25 protein-coding genes and 1 tRNA gene are annotated in these 17,384 nt (G+C 63.8%); 11 read left to right on the forward strand and 15 right to left on the reverse strand.

Going from position 1 to position 17,384, the window contains the following annotated elements; translation table 11 throughout:
* The first annotated feature begins 265 nt into the window (after positions 1-265).
* Both PRN20_RS04370 and PRN20_RS04375 read left to right on the forward strand, forming a co-directional pair.
* Positions 266-922 carry a response regulator transcription factor gene (locus tag PRN20_RS04370; protein ID WP_273955833.1) on the forward strand — a complete coding sequence of 219 codons (657 nt, stop codon included), beginning with the start codon at positions 266-268 and terminating at the stop codon, positions 920-922.
* Positions 923-1,131: 209 nt separating this feature from the next.
* Positions 1,132-1,848 carry a phosphotransferase gene (locus tag PRN20_RS04375; protein WP_273955834.1) on the forward strand — a complete coding sequence of 239 codons (717 nt, stop codon included), beginning with the start codon at positions 1,132-1,134 and terminating at the stop codon, positions 1,846-1,848.
* Here PRN20_RS04375 and PRN20_RS04380 read toward each other — a convergent pair.
* Complete coding sequence (locus PRN20_RS04380) at positions 1,845-2,429, reverse strand: lytic transglycosylase domain-containing protein (protein WP_273955835.1); 585 nt, start codon at positions 2,427-2,429, stop codon at positions 1,845-1,847. The genes PRN20_RS04375 and PRN20_RS04380 overlap by 4 nt on opposite strands.
* Positions 2,430-2,548: 119 nt before the next feature.
* Entirely contained in the window at positions 2,549-3,673 is a 1,125-nt protein-coding gene (locus tag PRN20_RS04385; RefSeq protein ID WP_273955837.1) for a Gfo/Idh/MocA family protein, read from the reverse strand.
* A 135-nt stretch (positions 3,674-3,808) separates the two neighbouring features.
* Between PRN20_RS04385 and PRN20_RS04390 the strand changes: the two genes are divergently transcribed.
* The 3 genes from PRN20_RS04390 to PRN20_RS04400 all read left to right on the forward strand — a co-directional run bounded on the left by PRN20_RS04390 (position 3,809) and on the right by PRN20_RS04400 (position 5,331).
* The gene (locus PRN20_RS04390; protein WP_273955838.1) at positions 3,809-4,477 is read left to right on the forward strand and encodes a pseudouridine synthase; all 669 of its coding nucleotides are present in this window, start codon (positions 3,809-3,811) and stop codon (positions 4,475-4,477) included.
* Between the two features lie 147 nt (positions 4,478-4,624).
* Complete coding sequence (locus PRN20_RS04395; protein ID WP_273955839.1) at positions 4,625-5,176, forward strand: hypothetical protein; 552 nt, start codon at positions 4,625-4,627, stop codon at positions 5,174-5,176.
* Between the two features lie 78 nt (positions 5,177-5,254).
* A tRNA-Arg gene (locus tag PRN20_RS04400) sits at positions 5,255-5,331 on the forward strand.
* Positions 5,332-5,409: 78 nt separating this feature from the next.
* On the opposite strand, the gene PRN20_RS04405 is transcribed toward PRN20_RS04400, so the two are convergent.
* From PRN20_RS04405 to PRN20_RS22845, 8 genes are all read right to left on the reverse strand, one after another.
* Positions 5,410-5,865 (reverse strand): hypothetical protein, encoded by a 456-nt coding sequence (locus PRN20_RS04405; RefSeq protein ID WP_273955840.1) that lies wholly within the window; start codon positions 5,863-5,865, stop codon positions 5,410-5,412.
* 513 nt (positions 5,866-6,378) lie between these two features.
* A complete protein-coding gene (locus PRN20_RS04410) occupies positions 6,379-6,777 on the reverse strand; it encodes a hypothetical protein (protein WP_273955841.1) in 399 nt (132 codons plus the stop codon).
* Between the two features lie 193 nt (positions 6,778-6,970).
* Positions 6,971-7,333, reverse strand: a complete 363-nt coding sequence (locus tag PRN20_RS04415) for a DUF6074 family protein (RefSeq protein WP_273955842.1) — start codon at positions 7,331-7,333, stop codon at positions 6,971-6,973.
* Between the two features lie 136 nt (positions 7,334-7,469).
* Positions 7,470-7,841, reverse strand: coding sequence for a hypothetical protein (locus PRN20_RS04420; RefSeq protein WP_273955843.1), 372 nt, complete (start codon positions 7,839-7,841; stop codon positions 7,470-7,472).
* 107 nt (positions 7,842-7,948) lie between these two features.
* Positions 7,949-8,179: a hypothetical protein gene (locus PRN20_RS04425; protein ID WP_273955844.1), complete on the reverse strand. Its 231-nt coding sequence runs from the start codon at positions 8,177-8,179 to the stop codon at positions 7,949-7,951.
* 13 nt (positions 8,180-8,192) lie between these two features.
* Positions 8,193-8,414 carry a hypothetical protein gene (locus PRN20_RS04430; protein ID WP_273955846.1) on the reverse strand — a complete coding sequence of 74 codons (222 nt, stop codon included), beginning with the start codon at positions 8,412-8,414 and terminating at the stop codon, positions 8,193-8,195.
* Between the two features lie 8 nt (positions 8,415-8,422).
* Entirely contained in the window at positions 8,423-8,728 is a 306-nt protein-coding gene (locus tag PRN20_RS04435) for a hypothetical protein (protein ID WP_273955847.1), read from the reverse strand.
* Entirely contained in the window at positions 8,725-8,931 is a 207-nt protein-coding gene (locus PRN20_RS22845; protein WP_443112526.1) for an Arc family DNA-binding protein, read from the reverse strand. Before PRN20_RS22845 ends, PRN20_RS04435 begins: the two co-directional genes overlap by 4 nt.
* A gap of 72 nt (positions 8,932-9,003) precedes the next feature.
* On the opposite strand from PRN20_RS22845, the gene PRN20_RS04440 reads away from it, so the two are divergent.
* Complete coding sequence (locus PRN20_RS04440; RefSeq protein ID WP_273955848.1) at positions 9,004-9,420, forward strand: Arc family DNA-binding protein; 417 nt, start codon at positions 9,004-9,006, stop codon at positions 9,418-9,420.
* A 130-nt stretch (positions 9,421-9,550) separates the two neighbouring features.
* Here PRN20_RS04440 and PRN20_RS04445 read toward each other — a convergent pair whose 3' ends face one another.
* The gene (locus PRN20_RS04445) at positions 9,551-9,910 is read right to left on the reverse strand and encodes a hypothetical protein (protein ID WP_273955849.1); all 360 of its coding nucleotides are present in this window, start codon (positions 9,908-9,910) and stop codon (positions 9,551-9,553) included.
* Positions 9,911-10,531: 621 nt separating this feature from the next.
* On the opposite strand from PRN20_RS04445, the gene PRN20_RS04450 reads away from it, so the two are divergent.
* Positions 10,532-10,807 carry a hypothetical protein gene (locus tag PRN20_RS04450; RefSeq protein ID WP_273955850.1) on the forward strand — a complete coding sequence of 92 codons (276 nt, stop codon included), beginning with the start codon at positions 10,532-10,534 and terminating at the stop codon, positions 10,805-10,807.
* A 104-nt stretch (positions 10,808-10,911) separates the two neighbouring features.
* Here PRN20_RS04450 and PRN20_RS04455 read toward each other — a convergent pair whose 3' ends face one another.
* Both PRN20_RS04455 and PRN20_RS04460 read right to left on the reverse strand, forming a co-directional pair.
* Positions 10,912-11,331 carry a hypothetical protein gene (locus PRN20_RS04455; RefSeq protein WP_273955851.1) on the reverse strand — a complete coding sequence of 140 codons (420 nt, stop codon included), beginning with the start codon at positions 11,329-11,331 and terminating at the stop codon, positions 10,912-10,914.
* A 139-nt stretch (positions 11,332-11,470) separates the two neighbouring features.
* The gene (locus tag PRN20_RS04460) at positions 11,471-11,896 is read right to left on the reverse strand and encodes a hypothetical protein (protein WP_273955852.1); all 426 of its coding nucleotides are present in this window, start codon (positions 11,894-11,896) and stop codon (positions 11,471-11,473) included.
* Between the two features lie 172 nt (positions 11,897-12,068).
* Between PRN20_RS04460 and PRN20_RS04465 the strand changes: the two genes are divergently transcribed.
* The 4 genes from PRN20_RS04465 (at position 12,069) to PRN20_RS04480 (ending at position 14,822) form a co-directional block, all read left to right on the forward strand.
* Positions 12,069-12,200 (forward strand): hypothetical protein, encoded by a 132-nt coding sequence (locus PRN20_RS04465; protein ID WP_273955853.1) that lies wholly within the window; start codon positions 12,069-12,071, stop codon positions 12,198-12,200.
* A 99-nt stretch (positions 12,201-12,299) separates the two neighbouring features.
* On the forward strand, positions 12,300-12,620 hold the full coding sequence (locus PRN20_RS04470; RefSeq protein ID WP_273955854.1) for a hypothetical protein: 321 nt from the start codon (positions 12,300-12,302) through the stop codon (positions 12,618-12,620).
* A gap of 36 nt (positions 12,621-12,656) precedes the next feature.
* Positions 12,657-13,118 carry a hypothetical protein gene (locus PRN20_RS04475; RefSeq protein ID WP_273955855.1) on the forward strand — a complete coding sequence of 154 codons (462 nt, stop codon included), beginning with the start codon at positions 12,657-12,659 and terminating at the stop codon, positions 13,116-13,118.
* A gap of 288 nt (positions 13,119-13,406) precedes the next feature.
* On the forward strand, positions 13,407-14,822 hold the full coding sequence (locus PRN20_RS04480; protein WP_273955857.1) for a DUF4041 domain-containing protein: 1,416 nt from the start codon (positions 13,407-13,409) through the stop codon (positions 14,820-14,822).
* Between the two features lie 1,826 nt (positions 14,823-16,648).
* On the opposite strand, the gene PRN20_RS04485 is transcribed toward PRN20_RS04480, so the two are convergent.
* Both PRN20_RS04485 and PRN20_RS04490 read right to left on the reverse strand, forming a co-directional pair.
* Positions 16,649-16,837 carry a hypothetical protein gene (locus PRN20_RS04485; RefSeq protein WP_273955858.1) on the reverse strand — a complete coding sequence of 63 codons (189 nt, stop codon included), beginning with the start codon at positions 16,835-16,837 and terminating at the stop codon, positions 16,649-16,651.
* A gap of 184 nt (positions 16,838-17,021) precedes the next feature.
* Positions 17,022-17,327 (reverse strand): hypothetical protein, encoded by a 306-nt coding sequence (locus PRN20_RS04490; RefSeq protein ID WP_273955859.1) that lies wholly within the window; start codon positions 17,325-17,327, stop codon positions 17,022-17,024.
* Between the last annotated feature and the right edge of the window lie 57 nt (positions 17,328-17,384).

Genomic DNA, 17,384 nt, shown 5'->3' on the forward strand with positions numbered 1-17,384 from the left:
CCATAGGCTCGATCCGAATAGTTCTATTTCGTACACAATAATAGTGCCATTTCGTACGGAAGTAATACCAATGTATCTGTATCGGTACGACAGTTTTAACGGGGAAACATCGTAACCAGCCGCTTACCATGCATTGTCAGTCTGATGTTGGTCGTGGTCTTATACTTATGTAGACGCGATTCGAGGGTAGGGGGATGAGCCCCGCTACCTACTGACGCCGGCGGCAATCGGCCTCAGCTTTGGTTTGCTGTCATCAGGTGGCAAAGTGGATAGGCTTGCGGACTCCATCCCCTATCGTCCCTACCTCAACCGGGACCGATTGATTTACATCACCCATCCCGACCCCAAGGTGGGCAAGGGCCTCTGCGACGAGTTCATCGCCCAGGGCTTCCAGGTCTCGATGGTGCCCGATACGACCGGGCTGACCCGCCTGATGACCCTCAGGCGCCCCGACCTCGTGCTGCTTCCGCTCTGCGACGATGCGGGCGAGCTCACCAGGACGCTCGAGGCTCTCGACGCGATACGCGCCCAGCACCTGGGCATTCACGCCTTCCTCCTCGCGCCGCCGAACGTGCGCGCCGAAATGGTGGTGGCGGCGATGAAGCGCGGCGCCACCTCGGTCTTTTCTCCGCCATACGCTCCGGTGGAACTGGCGGTGGCGGCGCAGGACGTGTTCCGCGGCGACATCCATGTCGAGCAATCCAAGGACGGTCCCTCGACAGTCACGGTCCGCGGCTTCGGCACGCTCACCTACCGGGAGCGGCAGATCCTGCAATATGTCGTCAGCGGCCGCACCAACAAGGAGATCGCCGTCGATCTGGGGCTCTCCTACCGCACGGTGGAGGTCCATCGCCGGCACATCATGGAAAAGATCGGCGCCCGCAACACCGCCGAACTGGTCCGCCTCGCCATCGAAAGCTGATCGCACGGAAACGCCCCGGTGGGTTGCACGACCGGGGACCACGTGGCGCCAGTCCTGGCGCCGCCTGCACCACCGGCTCATCCTGCGTCATGCCGTCCGGCTCCGGACGGCTCGGGATGATGCCGGTGGTTCGCGTTTCGGCCGGCGGGTTGACATCAGACACCGCGCGCCGCGACCCTGCCGCCCGCAGTGGGAGCGGAGGGGCCGGAGTGAGCGAGGAAATCGACCTGCCCGGCGGGCAAATCAACACGGTCGTGCGGGTTGGGGACACGGTGCGCCGCACCCTGCGCTGGGATCGCGCCCAGCAGCATGATCTGCTCCGGCATCTCGAAGGCGTCGGCTTCGAAGGCGCCCCGCGCTTCCTCGGTCTCGATGCCGAGGGGCGCGAAACGCTGACCTTTCTGCCCGGCCACGTCCCCTACGATACCGGCGGCTTCACGGACGCCCAGCTCGCCGCGGCCGCGCGCCTGCTGCGCCGCTACCACGATGCGACGACGGGCTTTGCCCCGGTCAGGGAGGCCGGGGCCGAGGTCATGTGTCACAACGACTGGACGCCGGCCAACACGGTCTTCGCCGATGGCATGCCCTACGGCATGATCGATTTCGACACCGCCGCACCGGGCACGCGGCTCTGGGACCTCGCCTACAGTGTGTGGACCTGGCTGGACCTCGGCGATCCGGACTACACCGGGGCCGAGCAGCGCCGCCGCATCGGTCTCTTCCTTGCGGCCTACGGCCATCCCGACTGCACGCTGCAGCATGTCGCCGGATACCTGCCCACGCGCCAGGCGGGCGTCGTGCGCTGGGCGCGCCAGTGGGGCATGGCGGCAGGGGCCGAATGGGCAATGAACGCGATGGAATGGACGCTCGAGCACGTCACCGAGCAGGTCCACCTCAACGGGCGCCCGCCCATCGACCGGCCCTAGCGCAGGCCGGCTTCCTCGAGCAGACCCATGCGCTTGGCGTCGTAATAATAGCCGCGCGCGTAGAAGCGGACGGCGCTGTCCGAATTGTAGCCGCCCACCACATAGGCGCCGCGCAGGTACCTCACGGCGTACTTGAGGTTGGTGTCGGGATCGAGCAGGCCGGAGGCCTCGCCGCGATAGCCCATCGAACGGGCGGTATCGTGCCGGATCTGCATCAGCCCGTAATAGGGACCGTTGCGGGCACCGGCATTGTAGCCGCTTTCGCGCTTCACCAGACGGTGGATCAGCGAGGCCGGCACGCCGTAGACCATCGCGTACTTGGCGATGAGGCCGTCGACATTGCTCGGGGTGCGCGAGGGCGTCTCGACGAAGGCCAGCGGCACGAAGGGCTCGCCAGCCGCTTCTGCTTCCGGCGCACTCTCGGGCTCCGCCTCGACCGGGGCCACGGCCGCAACCTGCTGAACCGGCGCCGGCTTGAAGGTCGGCAGCCCGGCCATCGAGCAGCCGGAAACCAGCACGGCAAGAGCCGGCACGGCAAGGGTCGCGCGCAACGCGCTGGTGTAAGAGAAGGCCCTCTGCATGGACCTCCTCTTAACAGAGAGTTTTGGCGGGGGGAACCCGGGTGCCTCGCGCCAGTGCCTGGCGCGTGGATGGTGTCTCCCCGGGACTTCGCCCGGGGATCACAGTGTCGTTGGATTGGTCAGCTCGCCGCTGCCCGCGCGATCACCGACTGGCTGAGCGGCGCCGGCCGCTCGACCGGCGTCGTGATCTCGACGGACTGTCCGGTCTTTGCCGCCGTCTCGAAGGCCTCCATGACCTCGAGCACATGCAGCGCCAGGTCGCCCGAGGCGCGATGCGGCCGGTTCTCGAGGATGGCGTGGGCCATGTCGGCCAGCCCGAGCGAGCGGTAGCTGGTATCTGCATAGGGCAGCTTGGACGTCACCACCGTCCAGTCCTTCTCCGTCGCCGGGCGCGTCTTAAGTTCGCCCCCGAAATTGTTCGGGTCGGGCACGAGGACGCTGAGCGTCGAGCCATAGAGTTCGAACGGCAGGTGCGCGTGCGCGGGCACGTCGAAGCTCAGCGTCGCCTGGATGATGGCTCCGGACTTGAACTGCAGCAGCCCCGCAACGTGGGTGAAGACCTTGACCGGCATGGTCTGGCCCTTCCTGGGCTCGGAGTAGATCGGCCGCTCGAGTTGCGGCGTCGCCGCCATGGCCTGGACACGGGCCACCGGCCCGAGCAGGTTCACGAGGTCGGTGATGTAGTAGGGGCCCATGTCGAGCACCGGCCCGCCGCCGACGTCGTAGTAGAAGGCCGGATCGGGGTGCCAGCGTTCGTGCCCCGGGCAGGCGAAGAAGGCGGTGCCGCCCACCACGTCGCCCACCGCGCCGCTGTCGACCAGCGCCCGGGCCTCCTGGTGCGCGCCGCCCAGGAACGTATCGGGCGCCGAGCCGAGCCGCAGCCCGGCTGCCTTGGCCGCATCCGCAAGCTTCTTGCCTTCCGCAAAGGTGATGCCCAGCGGCTTTTCGGCATAGACGTGCTTGCCGGCGGCGATCGTCCTGAGCCCGACTTCGACATGGGCGCGCGGGATGGTGAGGTTGAGGATGATCTCGACCTTGGGGTCGGCGAGCAACGCATCGACCGGCACGGCCTTGAGGCCGAACTCGGCGGCCTTCTTGTCGGCGATCTCGGGTCGCATGTCGGCGACGGCGATGATCTCGAGCACGGGGAAGTTGCGGATCGCCTTCAGATACTGGCTCGAGATGTTCCCGCAGCCGATGATCCCGACGCCGACGCGGCGCTCTACGCTCATGAATCTCTCCATCCCTTGCGGCGGTTCGTTACCCCGATCCGCCAATTGCGGCACAGCATGGCGTGGTTCGGGGCCAAACTCCATAGCATTGAGGTACGTAACGCATCGGTTTCTTCCGTGTCGCGGGGCTGGTAAGAGCGGGGCCTCATGCTCAACCCCATGCCCGCCACATTCGACTACCACCCGCCGACCGACCCGTGGCTGACGGTGGTCCATGCCGACGAAGACCTCGTCGTCCTGGACAAGCCCTCGGGGCTGCTCACGGTTCCCGGCAAGGACCCGGCGCTGGCCGATTGCCTTGAGGCGCGGGTGCGCGGCCGCTGGCCGACCGCCGCCGTCGCGCACCGGCTCGACAAGGATACTTCGGGCATCCTCGTCATGTGCCTCAACAAGAAGGCGCTCGGCCACGTGGGCCAGGAGTTCGAGCAGCGCCGCGCGAAAAAATCATACGTCGCAAGGGTGTGGGGCGAGATCGAAGGCGACGAGGGCCGCATCGACCTGCCGCTCGCCACCGACTGGGAGCACAAGCCGCGCCAGCGCGTCGACTACGAGCGGGGCCGCCCCAGCGTCACCGATTGGGTGGTGGAGGGCCGCGAGAACGGCGTCACGCGCGTCCGGCTCTACCCCCTGACCGGCCGCACCCACCAACTGCGCGTCCACCTGATGGAGCTCGGCCACCCCATCCTCGGCGACCCCTTCTATTCGACCGGCGAGGCACTCGCTGCGGCTGACCGGTTGCAGCTCCACGCCGAGGAACTGGGTTTCAACCATCCGGCCGGGGGGTGGGTCACCTACCGGGTGCCGGCACCGTTCTAGGTGCGGTTTCGCACCGTTATCCCCGTCACGAAAACGTCACGGCTCCGCCGGAATCCCGTCTGAAACGGGCCATCTGTCGTCTCTAGCGTCACGCCTGCGTGATCGGCGCTGCCGCCGCGCCCCGTCGCAATCGACCCGGAGATGACGATGAGCGAGACCAAGGACCGGCCTGACGCCGACCCCGCTATCGAGGCCACCGCCATTGACGCCGCATTCATCGAGGAGGCGGACGGARCTGCCAGCCTCGAGGCTGAAGCGTTCGTAGTCGCAGAGCCTGCTGCCGGGCCCGCCGAGGCGGAGCCCGAGGCTGCGCCGGAACCGGCGCCTGAAGACGTCGTCGCGACCGCGGTGCTGGTCGTCGAGGAAACCATCGAGGTCCCCGCCGAGGTCGCCGAGGAACTTGCGGCCGCCGTGGCGCTCGAAATTGGTGCCGAACTCGCGGCCCTGCCTCACATCATCGACGATCGTGGCGACCCCGACGCTTCCGAGGATCTCGATCCTCCCCTGCTCGACGACGAGATCGAGCATGGCATCGCAGAGGTCTTCGCCGCCCTCCAGGCTGCCGCCGAACGTGGCGAGATCACCGGTGCCGATGAGGACGACGAGTCGCTCGATACTGTCGAGGGCGACCAGGCCATCGACGGCATCACCTTCCGCCTGCTCGGCGAACTCGACCGCCTCTGGCACCGCGCCGCCTGACCTCCGTCGAGCTTCGATTGCCGCGGGAAGCGCCCACCTTGCGCTCCCCGCGCCAATCGCCTATTGCCTTGTCCCACTGCACCCGTAGCTCAGCTGGATAGAGCGCTGCCCTCCGAAGGCAGAGGTCGTGAGTTCGAATCTCGCCGGGTGCGCCATGATTTCCGGGCCTCTACGCTAGTTGGTAGGGCCCCGATTTCTTCCCATTGTACAGTTTCCGTACAACTTCGCAAATTTCAGGCCTCCGCGGCGCGCTTCTGGAAGTGCGGACTCCGATGCCAATAGACGTCCTCAACCATCTGCGTAGTCATGCCTGCAGCGTCGGCTACCTCCTCGAGGGATAGCCCCGCTTCCACCCACCAGGTGACACGCGTGTGCCGCAGGATGTGGGGGGTGTAGCGCAGCGGGAGACCGGCATAGTCGAGCGCTGTGGCAAAGCTCTTGCCGATGTCCCTGATCGGCTCGCCACCCCAGTGGACGACGCACAGGAAGGACGTCACCGTCTCATTGGTGCGCTTGGCGAACTCCTCGCGGGCGCGATCGTCGATTGCCTTCCATCGCCGGAAGTGTGCCAGGGCCACCTGGCCGAGTCGGACTGAGGGCTGGCGCTTCTTCGTCTCCGCGACCTCGCTGCCCTTGCGGTACAGGCGCCCCCGCTTGAAGTCGGGCCAGCCGCCCACGGTGTTCGGCATCCACCGCAGCTTCATCGTGGCGCCGGGACGATTCGCGGTGTACCGGCCGATGACGATGAATCGGGCAGTATGGCGGTTGATGGCGCTATGGTCGCGCTTGATCTGGCGATGCAGCTTGCGGGTGGCGATGTCAGACCATTCGAGGATGTAGAAGCCGAGGGCGCCGCCGAGCAGGCGCGCCGGGTTTCGGATCCGCTTTCGCAGGCAGGCTCACCACTGGCACAGACTCAAGCGGACCGTGTTCCTTGTGCCAATAGCCGATCGCGGCGGACAGGACGCCGAGTTCCTTGCGCGCGGTGGCGACCGCGACGGTCCGGGTGCGTTTCGCCTCAGTGCGGGCGTTGGTGTGGTTGCTTCTGGCCATCGAGGTTCGCCACTCGACGTATCCGCGGCACGTGGTGCCACGCACGTCCATCAGCGTCCTGTCTTGGAAATAGTCCAGCAGCGGGACCAAGGCGTACCCAATGCGCGCCGGATCCGCGGTGGTAGGGGCATACTCGTCGGCGTAGGCCGTCAGGACTTCGGCGACCGCGAGCCGAGCGGGACTACTTTCGCGGACGGCCGGTTTGAATTTGCGGGCAATGTAGGCTTGGAGAGCCGCTTCAGCTTCTCCGCGCTGGTCCTCGCTGCATCCTGTGCGTTCTGTGTGCGCGCCGTCTCGGATGACCCAGACGCGCTCAGCGGGGTTGAGGTAGAGGCGGGCTGGTTTCCTTCGCTGAGGCATTTCTTGCTCATCATCCCCCTGATGCCGGCCGGCGTCACGAAGTCCCTCTTGCCGATCCGCATGATCGGCAGATTGCCCCGTGCCCGCTCGGCCCGCAACGAGTCCGGAGTAAGTGTGTTGCGGAAGAACACCTCGCAGGCCTCCTTGAGGGTGATCGGCGTATCATCTTCGAGGTCGGCCAGGGTCATACCTTCACGACCCCCATCGTCTCGGCGGCGATACCGACGCGGGTCGAGGCGTCAGCCTCGTACGGCCACATAGCAGTCTCGATCGGTGAAGCGGTCTGCATCGGCGGCTACTCGTTGAACACGTCGCTCATGGTGATGCCGGCGCTAGCAAGGATCCAGTGCCAACTACTTTTGGTCGCGTTGGTGCGGATGGCTACGCCGCACCGCCTCCGGGCCGACGTCCGGAGTCGAGCCGCCGAACAATCTCGATGTCGACGGCCTGCCAGAACCGGTGGACTTCGGCGGCGTGCAGCTCTGCCGCCACACGCTTGCTGCGCAGGTGCACGATCAGCCCCTCAGTGACAAGGGCTCGATACGACTCTGCGTGCGGGACGGATTTGGTGGCAATCAGCTTGGTGGCCACGTCCCGGATATTTCCGATGCGGGCCTTCATTGGGAACGGAAGGATCACGAGTGTCGGTGTGGCGGGCGAGCCAACGGGAAGTGACGGTGGGGCGCTGAGGCGCCCCTCTGCTATCCTTGTCGCATTGCAGAACAGGTCGAGCTGGTCGCTCAAAGCGCATCCCCCCGAAATCTAGTAGGATGTTCCAGATGTGGCACCGACAATGTGCAGGATGTGGAACCGGTAAGGCCCTTTAGTGTGTCCGATGTGGAACCGGTGGAGTGCAGGATGTGGAACTGGGAGTGCGTTTTCATGCGATCACTTCCTGCACCACATGAGCCTCGTCTCCAGCGCGACGACTCTTTTTCTCGGTCTTCCGAAACCTCGCCACGAGCGACTTGGCGCGATCACTCGAGATCGCGCGCCAATCGTCGGTGGGAGCCTTCTTCCCTCGCTCGGGGACATAGGTCAGCCGGTAGGCATTCGGTGGCCGAATCCTGCCATTTGATGCTTCGGGGTCCTGCCGGACTTCGACCAAGCCCAATCCTTGCCCAAGCTCGGCCAGGGCTCGGATTTGTCGCTTCGAGATCCCGCACATCTGGAACTGCCTGTACGAGACGAAGAGGCCGCCGTTCTCCTTACCGCCATGGCTGAGATGTTCTATCTCGATGCGGTCCAGCATTCTGTGGAGCTGTGCTGGCGCCTCAGTCCAAGCGGGACTACGCAGCATTTCGAGGCGGTGCGGGACGTAGTTCGTCAGCCAGTTCGATCGGCTCGGGTTCCGGGCCGTCATGCTGTGGGTGTTCCGATATCTGCCGACCAATAGATCGCGGAACACTGCCTGTGCAACTCGTCGGACAGCACCTGCATGGCCTCGCCTACCTCATCCTCGGTGGCATCTGAGACAACTCTTGTGGCGGCCTCCATGACGTCGACCAAGTTCCAGTTGGCCACAAACTGATACGGTTCGATGGCAGGGATGATGAGCGCAACGCGACCATCGGGATGACGGGTCGTCATGAACAAGTCTCCATCAGCCGATGGTCCTTGCGGCAAGATCGCGATCGCTATCTGGCCCCCGGCGGCCGGCGCGAAGGATGTGAGACCTGGCTTCCGCTACAGTAGGCGCGGTGCCGATGGGACGATCGTCGGCGTCGAAGCAGGCGAACACGTCGCCCTTGGCGACCAGCCGGCCTATGTGCCTCTTGCCGTCAGTCACGGTGATCTCGGTGTGCTGGTGAGATGCTCGAACCATGTTGGGCCTCATCCGATCATCCTGGGCAGAGTCCCGAGCATGCACATCGCTTCGGGGCCTACAGGCCCGCAGCGGCGTGTGACGGCCTCGATGAGAGTGTCCCGGCGACGGTGGTAGGCGATAGACATCCATCGCGCTCCGTCACGCTCCTGAGCGGATCGGCGGCGCTGGAGAATCCACTGGATACCGCCTTTGCACTCGATCAGCCGCCAGCCCTCGTTGAGGCGGACGACCTGGCGACGATAGTCGTCGGCCTCTTCAGCGCCGCTGCCGGGTGACGTCGCAATGGCATCCCCCTGTTTCCCCATGGTCATGCAGACTGGCCTCCGCGAGTGGGTCTGTCGGGAGCCGTCGTCTCGGCGGGTAGCGCCTGCTCGAGGAGAACGATGATTTGAGAGTTGATGGATCGACGTTCGGCGGCTGCCGCAGCGCGTATGCGATCGCTCAGTGACGCCGGTAGTCGCAGAGGGTAGTGGCCTGTCTTCTCGTTGACTGCGGGCAAAGTTTCGTTCTCCATGCAGTATGGCCTAAGGCCAATATTGTTGCAAGATCATTTATGGCCTATGGCCATATCTGATATTTGCGAGGTGTGGAGTTGCCGCAGGATTCCGAAAGTAGGTCGCTCGACAAGGTAATCGTCCGCTTGCCCGACGGCATGCGGGATCGGTTGAAGTCTGAGGCGGACCGTAACAAGCGCAGCATGAACGCCGAGATCGTAGCGCGCCTCGAGACATCGTTCGATCTGCCGGGGGTGCCCGGCAAGCTGGACACTCTTGGCGAGATCACGAGGTCGCGGACGAGTGACCTGTACCGCTTCCTCTCGGAGAGCATCGAGCGCAGCCACGCCGACCTTCAGGCGCAACTCGATGAGATTCGGAGACTGCTGGCCCGTAAGTATGACCCGACACTCGACGAGGTCCAGGATGTCGCCGATAAGGTTAGGCAGATGGCGGGAGAGATTGGCACTTCACCCGCGAAGCGACCGACCAAGGTACCGACAAAGTAGCCGGCCCTGCCGCCCTGTCTTGGCGCCGTAGCACAGCGCCTATGGTTCGCATGGAAGTCGCGGGCCCAGGGGCCGACGCAGATGGCCTTTGGCGTGACAGCGTCCGCACCCTGAACCCTGAACACCCCCGTTACTCCCTCTGGATGCTGTCACAGGGTCTCAGCGTCGGGATGAAGTCCGGGGAGAGGTGTCCCGGCCGGCGGCGAAGGGCAGTCTTGAGCGCGGCCAAGCTGGCTTCGCGATCATACCCCTGCCGATCCACCAGGATCGCTTCGACAGTCTTGCCGAACATGACGAGGAACGCATGCACCTCCGCGTGGCGCGTTCCAGTCTCGCGCGATTTCTGGATCGCGAAGCTCATGGCTTCGACGACTGCGCGCTCAATAGCGTGGGTCTGGGGGACATTCTCATTGCGCAGTCGGTCGCGCCGACGCTGCTGACGTGTGCGGTCTCGTTCCTTGCGGCGTGCGGTGGCTGTGGAGTGGTGCATAGCTGGTACCTCCTTCCCTACGATGCAATCCACCCAGGCAAGGCACCAGAACTGTGAGCTTCGACGGTCCGCTCAATCGGAGCGAGCTCCCTTCGTGGTATCAATGCCTACATGGAGGGGGAGCAAGGGGGATTCCATGGTCCTGTTGACGCCTGACGATGTGGCTGACGATATGCGGCATCAAAGGTTCTCGAAGGTTGATCCATCCCACGGTTATGTCGCAAAACGAACCTGATCCGCTTGATCGCCTGAAGCGTGAGGAACGCGCGCTTCGCATACTGGTGGCGCTCGCCTCGAATGTCTGCGGCGGCCGCGGCAACGATCAATGGCTGGCACGCTATTTGGACGAGTTGGCCCTGGGCGGTAGCACCGACCAAGTGAGGGCGTCCATTCGGCATCTTGAGGGGGCCGGCACCCTGCATACTGTGATAGTCGACGGTATCATGGTCATGACGCTTACCGAGCTTGGGCACCGAGTGGCTTGTGGACGAGAGCGTGTGGAGGGCGTCTCGTGGCCAATGCCGAAGTAGTCACGCGGATACGCAACCCAAGGGCACCCTGGCGAATAGCCCGTAGACGAGAGGCCTCGACTCGATGTCCGATCGCCTTGGAGGTGAGCCGATGCCCGACGTCACGACCTACTACATCGTCGACCAGGACCAGCTTGGCTTCTGGTGCGAACATTGCCGGCGAGTTCACTTACACGGTGCGGCCACCGCCGGTAATCGCGGGCCCCACTGTGCAAAGCCTGGCAGCCCCTACCGAGACAGCGGCTACAACCTGAACGTGGTCGGCGAGGTCACGTCGGTGCGTTGGCTGCGGAACGCTGAGACCACAGGGCGGTGGCGCCCTCTACGCGACGAGCTCGCGGTTCGCTTCGGCCTGAGGGAACTCTAGGACTAGAAGGATGGTGGCGCCCGTATCCGCTGGATCACCATCCAGAAGAGGTCGATCTCGGGAACCGGTCGGTCGAGCGCCAGCATTGCCGTGCATCAGGGCGCTTACGCCCTGACATCTCCCTTGAGCTCGTAGCGACCGGCCGTCCCGGCGATTGCGGCGCGATGTCGGTCCTCGAGCTCACCGCCGCCAGCGACCCATTCGGACAAGTAGGCGACCTTGGCGTCGCCGTCGGCGCGACACCAGGGCACGTAGCCGCAAACCTTCATCAACCTCGCTTCCGCCCGACTGATCGCATCCGCCGTCGGTTCACCGCCGAGCGAACTCACTGCGGCCCGATGCCTCCCCGCTACGATCTCGAACCGTGCCCGAGCCAGTCGGCCCATTTCGCCCGAAGGCTTCGTGGGGGGCTCATATGAGTAGACGGTCTGGAACCGTGCCTCGGCTGGCTGTGGGAGCGCTGCCGCGACGGCAAGTGGAGCGGCGCCGGCGATGAAGGTGCGACGCTTGACCATGGGGGACATCCGTTTTCTCCGGGCTGGATAGTTCGCAGTGAGTTGTGGGATCTCGCTTGATAGGACCGTGTGGGAGGCGCGCGGGGCGGTATCCGTCCGGGGGAGGGAAGCGTCTCCCACACGGTCCCTTGGGTCCCTGTGGCGGGACTCATGCCGTGGCCCTCGGGGCAACATCTGCGCCTCCGGCAAGCATCGCCAGCTCGGCGCCGAGGTCATGCCGGCGCCGCGAGGTACGAATTCCGAGCGGGGCGTAGTCGAGAAGCTGAAGCTGGAACCGGATCTCGACGATGCGCGCCGAGCGGGTCATCGAGTCCATTGCAGCAACACGGACAGCTTGAGCGTTGCGCTGGGCCTCGATAAAGGCCGCCGCGGTAGTCTCGATCGCACGCGCCGCCTTCTTCGCGTCCGCCCAGGCATGGCGGAGCATCTTGGCGAAAAGGATGGGAAGGAACGTGCGCTTGAGACCGATGTCGCCGGCGGCGTAGATGGCCGGGCGGGCAGTCCAATACCGGAGCCAGGCATCCTTCAGGATGGCGGCCAGGTCGAAAGACGTGGTATGGGCATGAACAGCCATTCGATGACCCTCCAACGGTCGTCGTCTCGGTTAGGGCCGCCGGGGGAGTACCAGTCCCCTTGCGGCCCGACGTGTTTTAGTCTAGACATAATTCATGGCCAGTCAAGAATTAAATCTAGAAAAAAAGAAGCGGGGACGGCCTGCAATAGGTCGAGGTGAGCAGGTGAATGCGATGCTTCGACCGGAAGTGACCGCAGCCCTCGATCGAGCGTCATCCGACATCGAGGGCAAGCCCTCGCGGTCAGAGCTGATCCGGCGGATCGTCGTCGACTGGCTGACAGGCAAGGGCTATTTGCCGAAATAAGCTGGTCTCACCACCAGCCGAGTCCGGTCCGAGTCATACCAAATCCCCTCGACTCCGCTTCGTGAGCGCGCTCTACTCGTCGCGTACTTGGAGGGGCACATGAGAATTATTGCAGTACTTGCGCTGCTGGCGACAATGAACTCGCCCGCGGCAGCGATGACGTATTTTCTGCGGTCGGACCAAGGCGTGCAGGGGCTGGAGAGGTTCTGCGAGTACTCGAACGGTCAGACGTACACGGTCAACTCGATCGACCTTTGCCCTATGTCGATCGAGGATAACCCAGTCGCATCGGGTACCGGCTTTCTTCAGGGCGAGTATCAGGACGGGATGACGAAGGTATGTGTGTACGATGTGTTGGGGTCTGAAAAGGGTTTGCGAGTGAACGCTGCTGAGCTCTGTCCTCTGACGGCGAAATTCTAGTCCGAGGATCCATGGCGAGGGCATGTGATGCGATCCTTGATCGCCTACCTGATCCTTTCGGTCTCTGCGATGGCAGGGGGCCTCGTGGTGCCGGAGCACCTGCTTGGCCGTTGGGAGACGGATCCTGCAAACTGCAGATCGATCATGCCGGGCCTAGGTCAGCAGGCGTGGTTCAGTTCGGACATGGGCGGGGGCGTAGTCCTCACCCAGGTCAACCACGAGACAGAAGGCGGGAGTTGCTCGATCACGGCAATCTCCAGCGTAGGGGGCGAGTATCTGCTCACAGCAAGCTGTTGGATGGAGGATGCCAAGGAGCACCGGCCCGCACACCTCATCGCGAGTATCCGACCTGGTGGTGCCGAACTGGTGCTGCAGTCGGATTGGGTGAAAACTGAGCCCATCGCCTTCCAGCGGTGCCCGCCTGACGACCGAGTTGACCCCACGCCGGCCGAGGACCCATCCAACAACACTCCGATGGATATCGGGATGGGCAACTAGCCGGGGCGATGTGGCCCAGGTGGGTCACGCCGTCTGTTGGCCCATCAGCGATCCAGCGGGCAAGCGGCCAGTCGGGTTGGGAAGTCGCCTCCCCGACGACCACGTGCCACGAGGAAGATTCAGGCTAGACCGCACGATGTCCTGGACGCCTCATTGCCGATCGCCGCCCCGCGATATCTTCGGTTCGGCGGGTGTGGCCGCGGGCCTCGAGCCGCGCTGGCGATCGAGAGTCGACTCCGTGGACCAATATCGTATCGTGTGCCGCGGCTTGGGCTGAGGGGCGCGCCGATGAACGAACAAATGCTGGTTCTCACTATCGTCGGCGCCGTAGCAGCGTTGATGGTGGTGCTACTGGTGGCGTTAGTACTGCTCGTTCGTAGTCGAGGTCGCTGGAAGAAAGCCCTCGCTGACAGTGAGGATGAGCTTGCCGCTCTGCAAGAGCGTTTCGCGCCGGTTCTGCATGTTGAGGCCGAAGCACTACGCATCCTCGAGAGCGCCCGCGAACCTGTTCGGGCATTGGTTCGGGAGAAGGCCAATCTCGAGGAGCAGGTCACGGCCCTCCGGGCCTCCTATGCCGAGAAGCGGCAGGTCTTCGATCGCATGACGGCCGAACTGGCGGTCTACGACGACCGGATCGCCTGGGCAGAGATGGGCATCTACCAGCCGCACTTCGATTTCGACAGCAGCGAAGACTACAAGGCGGCGATCGAGCGTGTTCGTGAAAAGCAGAAGCGAATGATCAGCGACAAATCCGCCGTGATCTGCCGCACAAATTGGCACGTCGAGGGCAGTCTGACGAAGGGGCGCACCATGACGGATCGCAACATTCGTCTGACCTTGAGAGCGTTCAACGGCGAGTGTGACGCGGCGATCGCCAACACCCGCTGGAACAATGCCAATGCCATGGAAAAGCGCATCGCAAACGCTCGGGCACAAATCGACAAGCACAATGCCTCCAACACCATCGAAATCACGGACGGGTACTTCCGCCTGAAGCTGGAGGAGCTGCAACTGACGCACGAGTTCCGCGAGAAGGTGAAAGCCGAACGAGAAGAGCGCGCGGAGGCCGCGAGAGCGACGAAGGAAGAGCAGAAGTTGCTCCGGGAAATGGAGCGCGCCGAGGAGGAGGAGGCCCGATACCAGCGCCTGCTGCAGAAGGCCAAGGCCGAAGCGGCAAGCGTCGTCGGTCCGAAGCTCGCGGCGTACACCGAGCAGATTGCCATGCTCGAGCGAGATTTGGCTGAGGCGCACGCCAAGGTCGAGCGAGCTCATGCGATGGCCGAGATGACCAAGACGGGGTACGTCTATGTGATCTCGAACGTCGGATCCTTTGGGCCGGACTTCGTAAAGATCGGCCTGACCCGCCGACTGGATCCCGTCGACCGCATCAGGGAGCTTGGCGACGCCAGCGTCCCCTTCCTCTTCGATACCCACGCCATGATCTACAGCGACGATGCCCCCAGGCTCGAGCGCGCACTGCACGTCGAATTCGCCGAGCAGCGGGTGAACGCGACCAACATGCGCAAGGAGTTCTTCAGGGTCTCCATCGAAGACGTTGAAGCCGCGGTGAAGCGCCTTGCCCCCGGCGCCCCGTTCTTCCGCGATGTCGAGGCGCAGGAGTACCAGGAGACGCTGGCGCTTCGAAACGCGCACTTGTCCCGGCAGACGGCTTCCGAAGCGCTGGTCTTCCCCGCAACGCTCTAGAGGCGATGATTGCGACGGGACGCCTAATCCTCCCATTCGGCATACAGCTCGCCGCCGAGGAGTTCGACAGCGGCAACGATGCGGGTGGGTGATGGCGTTTGCCGCCTGCTTGAAGACGGAGTCAGCAGCTTCGGAGAACCCACATGCACACCCAAGGAATGTAGCGACACTGCTACCTGCTGGCAGTGACGGCGGATATCGGCGACCACGGCAGGGACCACAGCGGACGGGTCTTGCGGCAAGGGCTTGTGCAACCCATGCTCGAGCCTGATACGTTGGACGACCCTTCTGCTAGTGCCATATATCCCCGCCAACTCGGCATCAGCGCGGGTCTCAGCGTCCTTCACCAGAGCCGCTCGTACCGCCATGGTCCACGGCTTGCGGCTACGCAACCCCAGATGGATGGCTCGCGTATAAAGAGCGTTCTTGGTGCGATGGGGCAGTACTGTCTCTAGGGCGGAGAAGTCGGGGTGATTCCGAACTACGAGATCATCTTCGGCATCAGACCAACGTGGATACCGCGCTCGGGCAGCAGCAATGCCAAGGGCCTGACGACGTCCCGCGATTGCGCCCACGGTCCGATGAGGCAACTCGATCGCAGCCTCTTTCACCGAGATTCCTGATCGACGAAGAACATTGTCCTCCCAGGGCAACCACCTCTTGGTAACTCTCAACGAGGTTGCTCCTGGGGGAACCGAACTCTCAGTCGCCCACCGAGCACAGAGATAGCGCGGGCGTGAATTGCGTGGTTCCACCCCGCGCCACGCCACTTCTGCCGGCGAAAGTATCCCCCGCCTCGTACCGCCGCATCGAGATCCTTGGCCGACCAGTTCAACTCACGAGCTCGTTGTCGGATTTGGTCTAGCAAGGCATTCCCGGTGCGCTTCAGCGGGGCACGCTGTCGCCTGTAGCCATCCTTCTTTGCGCGAGCGCATATTGCGCCCCAAGTCCTTCCGGGCAACGCCACGAGCAACGCTGTCTTTGTCGTCCGAGGGAACAGACGGTGCAGCCTCAAAATCTCGTTGTCGGTCCACGGCCGGCCCCGCGGTGAGGTAATCCCCATGCGTTGGGCTTTGCCGTGATGCGCACAGCGGATAACCATTGGGCGTGTAGCCCCGCAGCATGATCAAGCGGCGGGCATTTTCGGCGGAGATTGCTCCTCGAGCCAGTCGACCAATCGGCACGTGACGCTCCATGCTCAGTCACCGTCTGCGTGATCGTGGATCGATTCCCATCGGACTACGCGACGGTGTCGTCAGGTTTCCACCGCGATTGGTCGAAGTGGGCCTGAATAGGACCGTGTGGGAGACGCGCGACCGTTTCGACGGTAAAATTCACGTCGGAAGCGCATACCGCCATCCCACACGCCTCAGAATGGCTGAATGGGTTATTCCGCGTCGACAAGTCCCCGCGATGCTCGGAAGGCGGCACTGTGCCGGTCCCCGCCCCAAGCACACTTCGGCGATACAGGACTCTCATCGACCACGGCATCAAACAGGTCGTCGCGAATGGCCGCGGATGCTACCCGCCGAACCCATTCCTCAGGATCGAGACCGCGAGCCTCGGCAGCTTGTCCGAGTGCCTTCAGTTCATAGGAAGATAGTCTTACCCGGATGTCTACGCCGTCACGGCGACGGTCGACGATCCCCTGCCGGCGCCACTGGCCTCGGATACTCTCCGGTGTGGTTCCGTCGGCGAGTTCCTCGGCAATTGCCCTGGCGGTTCTGCCCAGACCGGTCAGGTACCCGATGCGCAATGCCTTCGAGTTCGACCATTTGGGTTTGAACGGAGAGAAGGGCATGCCAAGGCAATAAACGTGTTCGGCGTCAAACGGAAGGAAACCTGGTCCGGCTGCGCGCCACCGCCGCCCGTGGCCCTGGGACGATCCCAGAAAAGACGGATTGCTGCAGCGTCATCGCGCCTGCCTCGACGGCTTTTGCGATCTCCGGCTCGCCCTTGCGCACAATCGCTTTCACGACCTTGACCGACCGTTCCGAGACGTTCAGCAGCTTCACTGCGACGCATTCGACACCCTTCCCGAGGCAACCAACCAGTAGGTCGCACATAGAGGGCGGTGGGAGCCGCGAACTCGCCTCGACCTACTGGCTGACCCTCCGAACGGCAGAACCGCCTCCCACACGCCAGAATTCGACGGATGACCTATTTCAACTTCCCCCCGCCTACCTGACGGGTGGGTCTCTATGGGTTGCCCCAACGGGCGCGGCGCTCCTCGGCGCTCTCCTCCTCGGCGCTCTCCTCCTCGGCGCGGTCGTAGTCCTCGTTGGAGGGCCACGCGGTAGCGTTGAAGTGTCTGAGCGCATCATTGATTGCCGCTTGGGCTTCGCGGAGCTGCTGGGCCAGGCTCGAGGGATCGGCATAGACCCCAGCGCCGTTGAACACACGCCATTGGAAGCGCTCCAGATGCTCATTGGCGCACTCGACCAACGGGTGGATCTTGTCGGTCGCCGCAGCTGCGGCCTGGATATTCTCACATGCAGTCGTCATCGGTAACCTCCCAAGGTGGAACATGGCCGGAGGCTACGAGGGCCGCCAGCAAGGAAC

Origin of the sequence: Devosia sp. ZB163 (assembly GCF_028613635.1) — a bacterium.
Lineage (GTDB): Bacteria > Pseudomonadota > Alphaproteobacteria > Rhizobiales > Devosiaceae > Devosia_A.